At 36.3% G+C, this 16,588-nt stretch carries 17 protein-coding genes; 7 read left to right on the forward strand and 10 right to left on the reverse strand.

What is annotated here, in order from left to right; all coding sequences use genetic code 11:
- Window positions 1-159 precede the first annotated feature (159 nt).
- Window positions 160-1,803, forward strand: coding sequence for a flagellar hook-associated protein FlgK (gene flgK, locus H3S88_RS01525; protein WP_086325975.1), 1,644 nt, complete (start codon window positions 160-162; stop codon window positions 1,801-1,803).
- 15 nt (window positions 1,804-1,818) lie between these two features.
- Entirely contained in the window at window positions 1,819-2,757 is a 939-nt protein-coding gene (gene flgL, locus H3S88_RS01530) for a flagellar hook-associated protein FlgL (protein ID WP_086325976.1), read from the forward strand.
- 129 nt (window positions 2,758-2,886) lie between these two features.
- On the opposite strand, the gene flgJ is transcribed toward flgL, so the two are convergent.
- From flgJ to flgB, 9 genes are read right to left on the reverse strand one after another with little or no spacing between them, the layout of a single operon-like run.
- A complete protein-coding gene (gene flgJ / locus H3S88_RS01535; protein ID WP_198227183.1) occupies window positions 2,887-3,906 on the reverse strand; it encodes a flagellar assembly peptidoglycan hydrolase FlgJ in 1,020 nt (339 codons plus the stop codon).
- A 15-nt stretch (window positions 3,907-3,921) separates the two neighbouring features.
- Entirely contained in the window at window positions 3,922-5,031 is a 1,110-nt protein-coding gene (locus tag H3S88_RS01540; protein ID WP_198227185.1) for a flagellar basal body P-ring protein FlgI, read from the reverse strand.
- An 11-nt stretch (window positions 5,032-5,042) separates the two neighbouring features.
- Complete coding sequence (locus H3S88_RS01545; protein ID WP_039126472.1) at window positions 5,043-5,732, reverse strand: flagellar basal body L-ring protein FlgH; 690 nt, start codon at window positions 5,730-5,732, stop codon at window positions 5,043-5,045.
- A gap of 10 nt (window positions 5,733-5,742) precedes the next feature.
- Window positions 5,743-6,525, reverse strand: a complete 783-nt coding sequence (gene flgG, locus H3S88_RS01550; protein WP_039126475.1) for a flagellar basal-body rod protein FlgG — start codon at window positions 6,523-6,525, stop codon at window positions 5,743-5,745.
- Window positions 6,526-6,537: 12 nt separating this feature from the next.
- A complete protein-coding gene (locus tag H3S88_RS01555) occupies window positions 6,538-7,293 on the reverse strand; it encodes a flagellar basal body rod protein FlgF (protein WP_039126478.1) in 756 nt (251 codons plus the stop codon).
- Between the two features lie 14 nt (window positions 7,294-7,307).
- Window positions 7,308-8,519, reverse strand: a complete 1,212-nt coding sequence (gene flgE, locus H3S88_RS01560) for a flagellar hook protein FlgE (protein ID WP_086325979.1) — start codon at window positions 8,517-8,519, stop codon at window positions 7,308-7,310.
- Window positions 8,520-8,535: 16 nt separating this feature from the next.
- Complete coding sequence (flgD, locus tag H3S88_RS01565) at window positions 8,536-9,249, reverse strand: flagellar hook assembly protein FlgD (protein ID WP_039126483.1); 714 nt, start codon at window positions 9,247-9,249, stop codon at window positions 8,536-8,538.
- 13 nt (window positions 9,250-9,262) lie between these two features.
- A complete protein-coding gene (gene flgC, locus H3S88_RS01570; RefSeq protein WP_198227187.1) occupies window positions 9,263-9,670 on the reverse strand; it encodes a flagellar basal body rod protein FlgC in 408 nt (135 codons plus the stop codon).
- 2 nt (window positions 9,671-9,672) lie between these two features.
- Window positions 9,673-10,083, reverse strand: coding sequence for a flagellar basal body rod protein FlgB (flgB, locus tag H3S88_RS01575; RefSeq protein ID WP_039126489.1), 411 nt, complete (start codon window positions 10,081-10,083; stop codon window positions 9,673-9,675).
- A gap of 166 nt (window positions 10,084-10,249) precedes the next feature.
- Here flgB and flgA point away from each other — a divergent pair, with 166 nt between their 5' ends.
- From flgA to flhA, 5 genes are all read left to right on the forward strand, one after another.
- Complete coding sequence (gene flgA, locus H3S88_RS13435) at window positions 10,250-10,903, forward strand: flagellar basal body P-ring formation chaperone FlgA (protein ID WP_186279262.1); 654 nt, start codon at window positions 10,250-10,252, stop codon at window positions 10,901-10,903.
- A 73-nt stretch (window positions 10,904-10,976) separates the two neighbouring features.
- On the forward strand, window positions 10,977-11,276 hold the full coding sequence (gene flgM / locus H3S88_RS01585; protein ID WP_039126494.1) for a flagellar biosynthesis anti-sigma factor FlgM: 300 nt from the start codon (window positions 10,977-10,979) through the stop codon (window positions 11,274-11,276).
- Window positions 11,277-11,298: 22 nt separating this feature from the next.
- Window positions 11,299-11,733 (forward strand): flagella synthesis protein FlgN, encoded by a 435-nt coding sequence (locus H3S88_RS01590; RefSeq protein WP_039126497.1) that lies wholly within the window; start codon window positions 11,299-11,301, stop codon window positions 11,731-11,733.
- 151 nt (window positions 11,734-11,884) lie between these two features.
- Entirely contained in the window at window positions 11,885-13,015 is a 1,131-nt protein-coding gene (gene flhB / locus H3S88_RS01595) for a flagellar biosynthesis protein FlhB (RefSeq protein WP_198227189.1), read from the forward strand.
- Between the two features lie 17 nt (window positions 13,016-13,032).
- Window positions 13,033-15,123 carry a flagellar biosynthesis protein FlhA gene (flhA, locus tag H3S88_RS01600; protein ID WP_039126503.1) on the forward strand — a complete coding sequence of 697 codons (2,091 nt, stop codon included), beginning with the start codon at window positions 13,033-13,035 and terminating at the stop codon, window positions 15,121-15,123.
- A 50-nt stretch (window positions 15,124-15,173) separates the two neighbouring features.
- On the opposite strand, the gene H3S88_RS01605 is transcribed toward flhA, so the two are convergent.
- Entirely contained in the window at window positions 15,174-16,556 is a 1,383-nt protein-coding gene (locus H3S88_RS01605) for an NCS1 family transporter (protein WP_198227191.1), read from the reverse strand.
- Window positions 16,557-16,588: the final 32 nt, after the last annotated feature.

The raw sequence follows: 16,588 nt of genomic DNA on the forward strand, positions 1-16,588 counted from the left end.
ATAAAAACAATTTAATTGTGTACGCTAAAAAAATTAAAATCTAAAAAAATCCAATTTTATCTAAAAATAACTAAAGTTTTACGATTTTAGACCGATATAAAAGATAACCTTTTAAGTTAATAATTTGGTTATTAACTGAAATTATATTTAGGAGCTATTATGTCAAATTCATTGATGAATACAGGTATTAGTGGATTAAATGCAGCACAAAATATGCTTAATGTGATAAGTAATAACATTAGTAATGCACATACTGTTGGTTATAATCGGCAGCAACAAATTTTGCGGCAAGCAAATGGCACTAAATATAATTATGGATTTGTTGGTAATGGTGTATCAGTATCATCCGTTAATCGAGCGTATAATAGTTTTGTGGTAGGGCAATTACGCCAATCACAGTCACAAAATGGTTCGATAAAAGCTTATTACAACGAATTATCAAAAGTCGATAATTTATTAGCTGAAAATGAAAACAGTATTTCTTCACAATTAAATAATCTGTTTACTAGTTTAAATAAACTCTCCTCTAATGCAGGGAACGCTGCTTCGAAACAGACTGTCATTAATGATCTCAGCTCTTTAGTAAGTAAATTCAATAAAACAGAGTTAAATTTAAAAAATCAGATTGCCAATATCAATACTGAAATTGTTAATAACGTTGATACGATTAACTCATACACAAAACAAATTGCTGACCTTAATCAAAAAATTGCAAGATTACAGGCAGTAAGTGGTGGACTTGAACCAAATGCACTACTTGATGAACGAGATCAATTAGTTAATGAATTAAGCGAAATGATCGGAATAACGGTTACCGAACAAAATGGAGAATATAATATTTCGCTTCCTAATGGTTTAAGTCTAGTACAAGGATCTTCGGCAACTCAATTATCGGTACAACCGTCTAAAGATGATCCTGCTTTAAATACGATTATTTACACGCATAATTCTGGCGCAACTCAAGAACTGACAAGCCAAAATATTGCGTCAGGCCGGTTAAATGGATTATTAACTTTTCGTGATGGACCACTCCTTGAAGCACGCAATCAGCTCGGTTTAATTGCCTTAAATTTAGCTGAGCGTTTTAATGAAGTTCATATGTCAGGTGTTGATATTAATGGCGATGCTGGTGAAAAATTATTTGATTATCAGTCTCCTAGCAGTATTGCTAACACCAAAAATCAAGGTAATGCTACGGCTAAAATCAATTACAACAAAGTAACAGATGTAAAAGCGTCTGATTATAAAATTGAGTTCAATGGTAGTGACTGGGTCGTAACCAGATTATCAGATAGTAAACAAATTACACCACAAGTTGAAGATGGTAAGTTATTATTTGATGGATTATCTATTGAAATAGATGGCAATCCAGTTGCAGGCGATAGCTTTTTACTTAAACCTGTTGCCGATGTAGCATCATCATTACAACTATTAGTGAAAGATGTGAATAAATTCGCAACAGGCATTAATGACGATGAAAATGGTAATGGTGACAACCGTAATGTTGCTAAATTACTTGATATTCAAAACGAAAAATTAATTAACGGAACAAAAACCTTAAATAGTGCTTATAACGCGTTGGTCAGTTATGTGGGAAGTGAAACACAAACCGCTAAAATTTCAGCGCAATCGAGTCAAAATATTACCCAAGAAATTTATGAGCAAAATCAATCGATCTCGGGTGTGAATATTGAAGAAGAATATATTTCTATGCAAGTTTACATGCAGTATTACCAAGCTAATGCAAAGATTATTGATGCTGCAACGACAATATTCGACACCATTTTAGGTTTGGCTAAATGATAAAAGGATGAAAATATGCGTGTTAGTACTAATTCAATGTATCAAAAAAATTTAAATAGTATTTTAGATACCAATAATAAATGGCAAAAATCAGGATTACATTTAGCAACCGGAAAAAAAATCTTATCGCCGTCGGATGATCCAATGGGTTCATCACAAGCGTTAATATTAAAACATTCCCAATCAAGAAATAATCAGTTTCAAGCTGCACGTGAAAGTGCTAATAACTCGTTAAGTCGCCAAGATACCATACTAAAAGAAGCAAATACCGTTATCCAATCGATTCAAGAAACATTAGTTTATGCAGGTAATGAAACGCTAAACGATGAAAACAGAGTTGATTTAGCCAATAAACTACAAGGATTAAAAGATCAGTTAATATCCTTAGCCAATGCCAAAGACACGAATGGGAATTATCTGTTTGCGGGTAACAAAAATGACACGCCTCCTTTTGTTGTCGATGAAAATGGCAAAGTTAATTATGTCGGTGGCTCAACAACCATTAACATATTTATTGATGAAACACGTGAAGTAGCAATGAGTTTTACTGGTGAGCAAATTTTTATGACCGGTGCCAATAGTGCTGTTGAAAGTAATATTTTTGCCAGCATTGATTATGCGCTTGAAGCATTACAAATTGATTTAGATGACAACGATCCTGATTCGATTGCGCAATTTAGAGAGGGGCTATCCAAAGCCAGCCAAGGAATCGATAACTCGTTTGAAAACATATCAACCGTGAGATCATCGGGCGGTAATGTACTGGCAGAGGTCGAAAGATTAACAGCCCTTGGTAAGACCTTGGACATCGATTTTGAAATGCAAATTAGTCAAATCGAAGATGTAGATTGGTATGAAGCTATTTCAGACTATGTGATGTTACAAGCAAATTTACAAGCGGCACAATATACCTTTATGAATATGCAAAACATGTCGTTATTTCAAATGAAATAGCGGATTGTCAAAAAACTTCATTTATACAAAAACGTTAATACATTATAGTTAACAATATACATAACAAAACAGGAGGCAAAAGCCTCCTGCTCATTAATTTCTTTAAGTTAAAATCAATTTTTTCCGATACTATTTAAAAGCAATTTGTCTAAAACCCGATAGCGATTTAGGCGGTATACTTTTAGCAATTGTCTCAATACGATTGATAATTTGAATCAGTTTTTCACTATAGTTCGGATCGGTTGCATAATTAGCATCTTGTAATGCTTTAGCGGCTGTTCTTGCGTCGGGCGCATTAACCACTGCACGATAACGTGGATTTTTAGTGAGTAAATTAAGGTAATCCGTTATTGCATGTTGTTTACTATTATAGACTCTAAAATCATCTTGAATTTTAACGCTATTGTTATTTAAAAATTCTTGTGTTGTTAAACGAGTAGAACTGTCTTTCCATGATGGTGACGCTTTGATACCAAAATAGTTATGACTTGGCTGATTATCGGCTGTTTTTATCTGTTTTTTACCCCATCCTGTTTCTAATGCAGCTTGAGCAATAATAACTTCATAAGGAATACCTGAAGCTTTAGCAGCTTTTTTAGCTGGTTCAAACCATTCAACCACAAATTGCGTAATATGATCTTGATCAGAATGATTAGTGGGTAATGATAATTGGTTGACGTCAGCATTCGTTAAATTATTGGCTTTATGTTGCTGATAGAGCAATTGACCTAATGCCGCTGGCGATAGATTTGATGAATTACCACTAAATAGAGATTGTGCTAATTGCAGATTAGTTTGATTATTATTTGCTTGAGATTGCGCATTAATATTAACCGCAGAATGAGGCTGATTCGTTAATTGTTTGGCAATAATATTGGCAAGCCCAAGGCCTTTTCCTGCTGTTTGCTGAGCAATTTGCTGATCAAACATAGAGGTAAAAAGTTGCATGGCAGATTGATTAAATAAACCACCATTCGGAACGGCCTTGCGCATAGATTGCATCATCATATTAACAAATAATGTTTCAAACTGATCCGCAACTTGTTTAATGCTTTCATTTGATCCATTAACGGCATCGCGTCTTAATTGGTTAATGCTTGAAAAATCATAAGCAAAACGGTTAATGGACTGATTAACTAAATTTTTCATATTAATAATTCTGTTTTAAATCGTCTCCAGCGCGGCGTGTAAACAACCTGCCGTTTTTAATGCTTCGAGTATGGACATTAACTCCGTAGGATTTGCGCCCAATAAATTAAGTGAATGAATAACTCGGTTTAAGTCGGTACCTGAAGCCAAATTATGCAGTGCACCACCCTCTTGTTCAATGCTCACTTCCTCATCCGGAACAACGACAGTTTTTCCGTCTGTCAATGGTGTATTAGGTTGACTCACTTTTAATTTGTTATTGACTACAACCGATAAATTACCATGAGCCACAGCACAATTGTCTAATTTAACTTTTTGATTCATCACCACAACGCCAGTACGTGTATTTAACACCACTTTAGCTGAAATGGGTGTATTACCAATTTCAAGATTTTGTATGCGTGACAATAACTGTACGCGCGCCTGATTATCCTTAGGCATTGTTACCGTGACGGTAGTGCCGTCCATCGCAACCGCGGTATTTTTTTGTAACTTATTAATCGCCTCAGATATTTTTAAGGCACGGGTAAAATCAAATTGATTAAGGTGTAAATGAATCGTATCTTGTTCATCTAAACGAGTAGCAAGCTCACGTTCGATGGTTGCGCCATTAGGAATGGTCGCCCCTGCTGTTTGATTCACACTGACACTTGAACCTTTGCTACTTGCTCCCATTCCACCCACAAATAAATTACCTTGAGCAATAGCATAAACTTGATTATCAGTGCCTTTTAGTGGAGTCATAATTAATGTACCGCCACGCAAACTTTTAGCATTTCCCAAAGAAGACACTACAACATCAATTTGTTGCCCAACTCGTGCATAAGAAGGTAATTTGGCTGTCACCATTACTGCTGCCACATTTTTTAGTTGCATGTTACTGCCTGATGGAACCGTTATCCCCAATTGCGATAACATATTTGTGATACTTTGAATAGTAAAAGGCGTTTGTGAAGTTTGATCGCCTGTGCCATCAAGTCCAACCACAATACCATAACCTACTAAGGCGTTTTCCCTTACCCCTTGAATGGTAACAAGATCACGAATAGGTTCAGCATAACAAACAGGAATAACCAATAAAGTCATACCGATAAAATTGATAAAAATGCGTAACTTATTTAGCATAATGATACTCATTAAAATGGTGAAAAATTTAAAAATAGGCGCTGTAACCAGCCCATAGTTTGCGCTTCATCTATGTAGCCATTACCGACATATTCAATACGGGCATCCGCAACTTGTGTTGAAATAACAGTATTATTACCACTGATGGTTCTTGGATTCACTACACCAGAAAACCTTATGAATTCGGTGCCTTGATTAATCGCAATCTGTTTCTCTCCAATAACTTTCAAGTTGCCATTAATCATGACGTTTTGCACAGTAACTGTGATTGTGCCGCTAAAGGTATTTTTGGCATTCGCACCGCCTGATCCTTTAAAATCATTACTGCCCGAGATATCTGTATCGGCTTTACCCCGACCAACAAGTCCATCTAAAAAGTGAGGAACGGTCTTTACCCCGACATTTAACGCACCATTACGACCGGCATTAACTGATGAGCTTTTGCTGGCGCTAACATTTTCTTGTAAGACAATTGTTAATACATCACCAATGTTGCGTGGACGACGATCTTCAAACATCGGTTGATAACCAAAACTAGTCGGTTGGGCAGCCTGATAGATCGAACCGCTGGTATTGACAATATCAGGCATTTTTGGCACGATGCTGGTTTCACCCTCAACCAATGCTTTTTTAGGCAACTGTGCACAACTTAAAAGAAAAAACGCCATGAGAATATAAAGATATTTCACTATATTTATCATGTTATTATCTTTAAAGTTGGTTTAAACGTTGTAGCATTTGGTCCGATGCAGAAATGGCTTTACTGTTAATTTCGTAAGCACGTTGTACTTGAATCATATTAACTAACTCTTCTGCAACATTAACGTTAGACGTTTCGGTATAACCTTGATACAGCAAACCTGCTCCATTTAGTCCCGGTGTGTTTTCCGTTGGTGCACCTGAACTTTCGGTTTCTAAATACAGATTTTCACCCATACTTTCTAGACCAGTATCGTTAATAAACGTATGTAAGGTTAACTGCCCAACTTGTACTTGTGTTGATTGGTTGGCTAATGTCACATTGACCACACCATCGCGTGCAACGGTCATTTTGATAGCATTGGATGGAATGTTGATAGTAGGCTGAATTTCATAACCTGCTGCGGTAACCAATTGACCATTTTGATTGACTTGAAACGCACCATTACGCGTATAAGCTTGAGTACCATCAGGTAATAAAACTTGGAAAAAACCTTGTCCATTAATGGCCACATCACTGCTATTATCCGTTGCTTCTAAATTACCTTGGCTATGAATACGTTCGGTTGCAACAGGACGAACGCCCGTACCAATTTGCAAACCAGAGGGTAATGTTGTTTGCTCAGATGATTGCGCTCCTGGTTGGCGAACAGTTTGATAAAGTAGATCTTCAAATACCGCTCTCTGACGTTTAAAACCACTGGTACTCACGTTGGCTAAATTGTTAGAGATAATATCCATATTCATCTGTTGGGCGGTTAATCCCGTTTTAGCAATCCATAATGATTTAATCATCGCTATTCTTTCCTATGTAAGTGATAAAATTTGATTGGCTTTTTGAGCATTTTCATCAGCAGTCGTGATTTCTTTCATTTGCATTTCAAATTGGCGAGCATGAGAGATTAAATCCACCATAGCGGTAACAGGATTCACATTACTGCCTTCTAAGACCCCTGACATTAATTGGGCTTTTGGATTATCTGGCATTACTGCGCCACGCTCATTTTGTGTTGCTTGCGTTAAATGAAAAAAACCATCATCGCCACGCTCAATTTCTTGTGGCAAAAGATGGACTTTTTTTATTTTACCGACTTGAGCTATCGTGGTCGGTTTATTACCTGCACCTAAAGCAGAAACTGTACCATCACTACTAATACTCACTTGAGATTGTTGTGGTACGGTTAAAACACCATTATCACCTATTAATGGATGGCCTTGAATATAAAGCCCCCCGTTTTCATCAATCTCAATTGCACCATTACGGGTATAACCCTCACGACCATCGGCTAACTGAACAGCGAGCCAATCGTCTTGAGATAGGGCGACATCTAAGTTTCGCCCTGTATAATTAAATGCCCCCATTGTTGAATCGTAGGTTGGTGTGGTTGCAGCAACCATCGTTCGTGTCGGCATATCATTGCCAACTATTGGTACGGCTTTCATTGCAGTTAATTGAGCACGAAATCCCACCGTTGATACATTTGCTAGATTATGTGAGGTAACCGCCTGCTGATTAAGAGTTTGGCTTGCGCCCGACATTGCAGTATAAATAACCCGATCCATAAATAATCCTTAAACTAACGCAAATTAACCAATGTATTAAGTATTTGGTCTTGAGTTTTAATGGTTTGTGAATTCGATTGATAATTACGCTGAGCCACAATCATATTGACCAGTTCTTGACTCATATCAACATTAGACGATTCAACCGCACCACTGGCTAGTGAACCAAACGTCCCACTATTGGCGGAACCTAATACTTCTGCTCCAGAATTAAGCGTTGATCGCCAGTTATTATTGCCTGCTGATTCTAATCCATTGACATTGGCAAAATCAGCCATGGCAATTTGACCTAATAACATGGTTTGTTGGTTAGAATAAATACCATAAATTGTGCCATCATCATTAATACTATAGCCAACTAAATCACCTGCCGCATAACCATCAACGATAGGCGTTTTAACACTACCGAGTTCTTTACCCATATTTTGTTGAGTACTGCTTGCTAATGACAATGTAAAAGTATTATCCGCTGAACCATTTAGACCATTAAGATTGATCGTCATTTCTGGATCACTGATTAATTTGCCAGATGAGTCAAATTCCATTTTTCCTAATGTCTGAAGAGTTGCATTAGGATCGCTGCTATCAAGATAATGAACATCCCATTGGTTATCTGCGGTTTTAACATAGAAAAGCTGAACATTACGTTGATTACCTAAGGAATCATAAGTTGTAATGGTGGTTGAATAATTAAATGTATCCGCATCGGTTGCATTAATCGGTTGTTTTTCTGGGACTTTACTATTTGAATTTAAATTCGTTTGCAAAGAAGCCTTACTGGTTGCTGATGCATTTAACATCTCTTGCGAAATTTTTAATGGTCCCGGTGCCGCACCTTGTTGGATTTGTGGTGGCGTACCTGTTGCTAAATAGCCCGTTAATTTCAATCCATCGGCAGATACGATATTACGCTCAGCATCTAATTGGAACTGACCATTACGGGTATAATAGATTTGACCGCTGCTATCGACTAATCGAAAAAATCCATTACCGGAAATGGCAACATCTAAACTATTATTGGTTGAGGTTGTCGTGCCATCATTAAAATTTTGCAAAACCGATGCAACTTTAACGCCCATTCCAACTTTTGAGCCAGCATAGATATCAGCAAATGAGATACTGGCACTTTTAAAGCCAACCGTTGCAGAATTGGCAATATTATTACCAATAACATCTAATTGTTTTGAAGCGGCATTCATACCACTAATTGCTTGAGAAAACCCCATATGAACTTATTCCCCTTTAAAGAATTTGACGCACTTCGTCAATACTAATTGAACCCAGTATCCCTAAATCTAGTAATACTTTATTGTTAACTTTGCTGTTAATTACTCCGTATACAACTGAGTAAGATAATGGTGTTGATGATACTTTTTGCCCATCGTAGCTGGCATTAATCGAAAACGTGTAGCTACCGTCTGGCGCCTTAGTTCCATCGTTAAGCTCACCATCCCAAGTAAAAGAGCTGACCCCAGCAGGAATCGAACCTAAATCGACCTCACGCACAACATTGCCGTTTTCATCTTTTATAGTAACAACCACTGAATCAGCATCTCGCATAAGTTCAAAGCCAAATGGTGTGGTAACGGTCTCTTTTTCTGTTTCTGACCCTTCGACTGCCGATGTGGCAACCAAAATTTTATTACCGGGAACCATGACACCTTTACCAATCATATTACTTGCATTGACCGATAGACTGTCGTCAATTTGACCAGAAACCATACCCAAAGTCGTATTCAGTCGTTCAATACCCGCTAATGTATTGATTTGAGCAAGTTGTGAGGTTAGCTGGCTGTTGTCCATTGGATTGGTGGGATCTTGATTCTTCATTTGGGCAATAAGTAATGTTAAAAAATTATCTTGTAATTCCTGACTAGAGTTCCCATCAGATGTCCCTTTTCTCACTGGACTGGTCATATTTGATGATTCTGACACTGCTACATTAGAAATACCCATGAATTACGTTCCTCTATTGCCCTAAAGTAAAGGTTTTTAGCATTAAACTTTTTGCTGTATTAATCACTTCTACATTTGCTTGATAGCTACGAGATGCGGATATGGTATTGACCATTTCTGCCACAACATCAACATTTGGTTTTTGAATGTAACCTTTCTCGTCTGCTAAAGGATGATTCGGTTCATAAACTAAATTCATTGGTGCAGGATCTTCAATCACCTGTGATACCTTTACGCCTGCTACGCTATTTTGGTAACCCTTATCATCAACTTGAAAAATCACTTGTTTAGCTCGATAAGCTTGACCTGAAGTACTGGTAATACTATCGGCATTGGCTAAATTGCTGGCACTGACATTCATACGTTGGGTCTGCGCCATTAGTGCTGAACCGGAAATGGTAAAAATAGAAAAACTCATCACAATTATCCTTGCTGTAATACTGACATCACATTTTTAAATTGTTCACTTAAAAAAGTAAGGTTACTTTGATAGTGAATACTATTATCTATAAACGCTGTACGCTCTTGATCCATCTCTACCGTGTTACCATCCGCTGAAGCTTGATAAGGTATTCGATACAGTAGATTTTGATTGATAGTCATTGAATTTGACACTTGAATATGATGATTAGAGGTAGTACGAAGTGCGATATTATTAGCATTACTTTGATTTTTTAAGGCGTTATTTAATTCTGTCTTAAAATCAATATCTCGAGCTTGATAATTAGGTGTATCACTATTAGCTATATTGGCCGCTAATATATTTTGCCGTGTTTCACGCACATTGAGTGCCTGACTGTGAAAATGAACCCAGTTATCCAATTTATCAAACATAAAATCACCCTAATTTTTTTTGATAAAAAAGATTTTAAGTGAAGCTAAAAAAAATCATCCTACAAATAACGGTTAAAATTGTCCTTATTTCAACATTCAGACTTTTCATGCATAAAGTAGAATTTACTTTATAAATAATTTAGAAAAAATAAGAATGATTACAATTGTGAAATTAATAATCGGTATGTTTATGCTATTTAGCTGCCCTATCGTGTTAGCTAACCCGCTTAGCAAACAGGTTAAAGATCTCATCGCGCAGCAATTTAACCATAAACCAGAAGCGATAACCATTGGCTATGCCAAAGATATTCCTAAATTAAGTTGTGACACCCCCACCTTATCTTTACTTAATAAAAATAAGCCATGGGGCAATATGACCATCAGTGTGCAATGTGAAAATAAAAAAAGGTTTATGCAAATTTATGTTGCCGTTAGCGGACATTATCTTATTGCTAAACAACCTATAACGGCAGGCTCCGTTATCACTGAAGATTTGCTAGATTTAAAATTTGGTTGGTTAGATAAACTCCCCTCTTCAGTGATTTTGAATAAATCCGATGCCATTAATCATATTGCTTCACGCAATATCAATCAGAATGAAACCATAAAAACGGCAATACTCCAAAAAATTTGGCTGGTTAAAGTCGGTCAAATGGTTAAGGTTATTATTGATGGCGAAGATTACCAAGTAACGACAAATGGTAAAGCGCTCAATAATGCCATATTAGACGATAAAATCAGTGTTAAACTTAGTTCCGGTAATATTGTTGAGGGGATATTAACAAACCAAGGTGTAATAATTTTCAACAAAAAATACTAATGATTTTTCTATTATTGCCGATAATAGGACTAAACAAATTATATAAAAACGTAAATATGATTAAAGGTACTTTATGAGCATTGATGCAACAAAATCTATTACCGCCATATCAGGACTTATTAGTCGTGATGCAATTACTGAGCAACAAAAAAATCAGACAGCGGTAATACCTGCCCAAAATGATACCAAAGTAAGTGCTAATGTGAACCTATCACAAAATGCAAGGACACTATTACGCACGACCAGCAATGATATTGACGTAAAAAAAATAGAAAAAATAAAACAAGCCATTGCCGATGGTTCATTAGTGATTGATTCACAAAAAATTGCTAAAGAACTTATTGAGCAAATACTACAAAACATTGAAAAATAATGAAAATTTAAGGAATGCAAACATGTTAGAATTAGAGGATATTTTAAATAACGTAACAAAAATGTTACAAACTCTCTCTGAAATTCTGCAAACAGAACAACAAATACTAATTGATAATAAGTTAATCAATCAATTACCTGATATTATCGATAGAAAAAGTCAGTTACTTATTGAGTTAAAATTATTGGATGAAAAACGAGTTAAATTAAGCCAAAAACTGAATATGCAACCACCTTATAGTGAAAATCCAACGGTTGCTGCTCAATGGCAATCAATTACCGATACCACCAAGTTATTGGCAAACATTAATCGTGATAATGGTTTGATTATTGAAAATCGTATGAACATGACAGAACAATCAATTAATTATCTTAAAAATTTAAATAATCCAGCAGTTTATACAAATAATGGCTATCAGCAAACCGAAGTTATTTCATCTAAAAGAGCGAAAGTTTAAAATTAGAAGAAACAAACTATTGATATTGAAAACCATTAAACGAGATAAATACCCCATAAATCATCGCCTTTTCAAAGCAATAATTCTTAAGTAATAAGTTCATACTGTTAACATGCAAAAACGCGTTTAACAGTATAATTTTATTTTCGCCATGGCTAATGATAGTGATCTAGATAAAAGCGAACAACCCACGGATAGCAAAATAAAAAAGGCTAAGGAAAAGGGGCAAATACCACGATCTCGAGAATTAACTTCGCTGTTTATTCTGTTAATCGGTATTTCACTACTTTTAGTAATCGGACCTTATACCATTAATCAATTGATCACCATTATAAAAATGGCGATCAAAGTATCACACTCACCAAAAGATGACTCATTAACCATTTTATATTTAGTTAATTTGGTTACAGCGGGTATTTGGTCTATTGTGCCCATTCTCATAGGGTTGGCCATTACAGCCATATTTGCTCCCCTTGCTATCGGGGGATTACTTTTTAGCCTGCAATCAATTAAACCAAATTTTTCAAAACTTAACCCTATTGCTGGGTTTGGTCGGCTATTTAGCATTAGAATTTTTTCGGAACTACTTAAAAGCGTACTTAAAGTTATATTGATTGCAACAACGGTTGCCCTATTTTTGTTGCATTATTTTCCAAATATACTTTCCTTGCCCAATATGTATTTAAATAATGCATTAACCAATGCAATACAGTTAATCATTATTTGTGGAATATTAAGTGTATTATCTTTAATACCAATGGTGGGATTTGATATTTTTTATCAAATTTGGAGTAATTTAAAAAAATTAAAAATGTCCAAACAAGAGATAAAAGATGAGTTTAAAGAACAAGAAGGTGATCCGCAAATAAAAGGACGCATTCGACAAATGCAACAAGCGGTAGCTAGACGTCGAATGATGAAAGATGTCACTAAAGCCAATGTTATCGTAACTAACCCAACCCACTACGCCGTTGCCCTACAATATGATGAAAAAATCATGGCAGCGCCAAAATTATTGGCGAAAGGTACGGACAAAATTGCGCAACGTATTAAAGAAATAGCAAGCGAACATAATATTCCTTTATTAGAAGCACCGCCATTAGCTCGTGCTTTATATCATCATGGTGAAATTGGCGAAACGATTCCAACCGAGCTCTATACTGCTGTCGCACAAATTTTAGCTTGGGTTTATCAGTTAAAACGTTGGCATAAATATGGTGGTGACAAACCATTAGCGCCGAATAATTTACCTGTACCTGAATCGCTATCCAAAAATAAATAACAGTAATTACTAATTTTATGATTAAATCAAAGCTACAGACATTATTATCATTTAATAATTTAAAAAACGGTCAATATCAAATTTTAGCAGGGCCAATACTTATATTATTGATTCTGTCGATGATGGTATTACCTTTGCCAGCATTTATTTTAGATCTCTTTTTTACATTTAATATTGCCTTATCCATTATTATTTTAATTGTAGCTTTATTCACTAAAAGAGTACTTGATTTTGCGGCATTTCCAACGGTTTTATTATTTGCTACTTTATTGCGCTTATCGCTTAATGTTGCCTCGACGCGAGTAGTATTATTAAAAGGTCATACCGGGAGTGATGCCGCAGGGCGAGTGATTGAAGCGTTCGGCCATTTTTTAGTTGGCGGAAATTTTGCAATTGGTATCGTGGTCTTTATTATTCTGGTCATCATTAACTTCATGGTTATTACCAAAGGTGCGGGGCGAATTGCTGAAGTGGGCGCTCGCTTTGCATTAGATGGTATGCCGGGTAAACAAATGGCCATTGATGCGGATCTTAATGCTGGATTAATCGGTGAAGATGAAGCTAAAGCACGAAGAGCAGAAGTGACCCAAGAAGCCGATTTTTACGGCTCAATGGATGGTGCTAGTAAATTTGTTCGTGGTGATGCTATTGCGGGTTTGCTCATTATGGCAATTACCATTATTGGTGGCTTATTAGTCGGTGTTATGCAACATGGCATGACCTTTGCTGATGCAAGCCACACTTATGTGTTATTAACAATTGGTGATGGCTTAGTTGCACAAATCCCATCATTAATTATTTCAACCGCAGCAGGTGTTATTGTGACTCGAGTCAGCTCACAAGATAGCATCAGTGAGCAAATGCTTAACCAGCTATTTAATAGCCCTAAAGTATTAATTTTAACAGCGGTTGTAATTGGCTTACTTGGATTGATTCCGGGCATGCCCAATATTGTATTTTTAATGTTCACAGGTTTTTTAACCGTACTGGCATGGTGGCTAAACAAACATAAAAGTGCTGAACCGCAAAACACCACAAAAGCCACAGAGATGCCCGCTACTGCACCAGCAAATTTAGAGGCAACGTGGTCAGATGTAAATATTGAAGATATTTTAGCTATGGAAGTCGGATACGGACTTATCCCAATGGTCGATCAAACACAGAACGGCGAATTATTAGGTAAAATTCGTAGTTTACGCAAAAAATTTGCTCAAACACTCGGCTTTTTACCGCCTCAAGTGCATATTCGCGATAATCTTTCATTAGCGCCTTATCAATATAAAATCTTTATCAAAGGCGGTGAGATTGGCAAAGGTGAAATTGTTAATAACAAATGGTTAGCCATTAATCCTGGTAATGTAACTGAAACCATTAAAGGCACACCAACGATTGAACCTGCTTTTGGATTACCTGCTATTTGGATCGATAAAAATGATAAAGAAAATGCGCAGATATTAGGTTATACCGTTGTTGATACCAGTACCATGATTGCAACGCACTTTAATCACTTGTTACAACAATTTGCGAGCGATTTACTTGGTCGATTAGAAACGCAAGAACTACTCGATCGAATTAAGCAAGAAGTACCGAAACTTGTTGAAGATTTTATTCCGGGCGTTATAACCTTAACAACGTTTCATAAAATATTGCAAAATTTGATTGCTGAAAAAGTCTCTATTCGTGATATGCGCACCATTATAGAAACCATTTGTGAGCATGCACCCACTCAGAATGATGCTTACCAATTACTTAGCATGATCAGAATTGCTTTAGGACGCGTCATTACACAACAATGGTTTTCTGATAGTGAGCAAATCAATGTGATCTGTTTAAATATCAATTTAGAACGATTGTTATTACAAACGCTACAAAATACCAGTAATTTCGAGCCCGGGTTAGCAGAACACCTCATTCAACAACTACAACAAGCTCTTCATCAACAAGAAGCAATTGGTGCTCCGCCTGTTTTATTGGTTAATCACTCATTACGAGCAATGCTTGCACAATTTTTAAGACCTAATTTTCCTCAATTAGCGGTATTGTCAAATTTAGAAATTCCGAATAATCGAGAGATCAAAGTAACCTGTCAAATTGGCAGCGAAACGTAATATAACAATAGGACAATTAAAGAGCAGTTTTGCTTGCCATTTTAAACTCTCTATCTCTTTTCAAAGATCGTCCCTTTTTTGAAAAGAGATTGCTTAAACGCGTATTTGGTTAATAAGATATAACTTATTCCACCAACAAAAAAACCGACAACCCACGATAAACTTACTTCATAAAATGCCGCTGCAGAACCAATCAGCATCGCTAAAATAGCAGCAGGGTTATAACCTGCAAACTGGCCTTTATTATCGTATAAGGCATTTATATTAATTTGTTGACGACGTAATAGATAATATTCCACCAATAATATCGCAACAATGGGGCCCAAAAATGCGGAGTAAATGAGAATAAATAACCCTAATCCTTGTGCTGATGTATCTTGCACTAAAATCCAAGGGAAAGAAGCAATCGCTAATAACCCGGTAATTGTTACCGCCAATTTATAATTGGCTTTAGTTAACAGAGTAATCACATAGGCTGGAGGAATAATGTTCGCGACAATATTTACCGCAATGGTGCCTAACACAATAAAAGTTGATACGACCAGAGTGATATAGGCGTTATCGACCACAATTGCAAAGGCTTTCACTGGATTGGAGTTACCTGTGACAGATGCCAACATCACCCCAATCGTAATAATAAATCCATAAGCAATAAAAATTGGTAGAAAATAGAGTAATCCTCTTTTACGATTGCTAAAGCCCGATTTAAGTTCTCGAGAATAATCGGCCGCACTAAGAAAAATTGCGGCATAGTTGCCTAAAAACATCATAATAAAGCCATAAAAAGGCAGTCCCCAAGTTCCTTCCGGTTTTACCCATTTATCCATAATAATAGCTTGATGATTATTGAGTAATAGAATAAAGACATAAATTAATGCACAAATAATAACCACTGAAATTAAGGTTTCAACCCACTTTATGGCATGAAATCCATAGAGCGAGAGGGCGATTTGGAAAAACTGCAAAACAAGAAAACAGATAAATACCTGATTAAATTCGCCATTAGACAATATTTTGATAATCTCATTAAGTGCTGTAGCACCAATCCAGCTTTGAAAGCCATACCAGACAATAGCAGGAATACCACGTAGCAACGATGAGATAATGGCTCCTTTTATTCCAAATGACATACGCAGTTGCACGACATAAGGAATTCCAGTGCGATACCCTAACCGATCATTAAAGACAAAAATTGTGGTAATAATTAATATTGCTATGAATGTTGCAACGAAAGTTTGAAAAATATTCATCGTAGCAACGCCCGCAACGACCAAACTTGCACCTAAAGTCATATTACCCAAATTCATACCATCACCGATCCACATAAACGCATAGGTAAAACAATTCATGGTTCGATCTTTGTTGTCTTTAGGTAGTAATGATCTGTCAATGGTTAGTGAATCAGATGATGACTGCTTTGTGTGATTTTTCATAATCCTATCCCTTAATTACCTGAATTTTTTTA

The organism is Gilliamella sp. B14448G11 (genome assembly GCF_016101765.1).
Lineage (GTDB): Bacteria > Pseudomonadota > Gammaproteobacteria > Enterobacterales > Orbaceae > Gilliamella > Gilliamella apicola_N.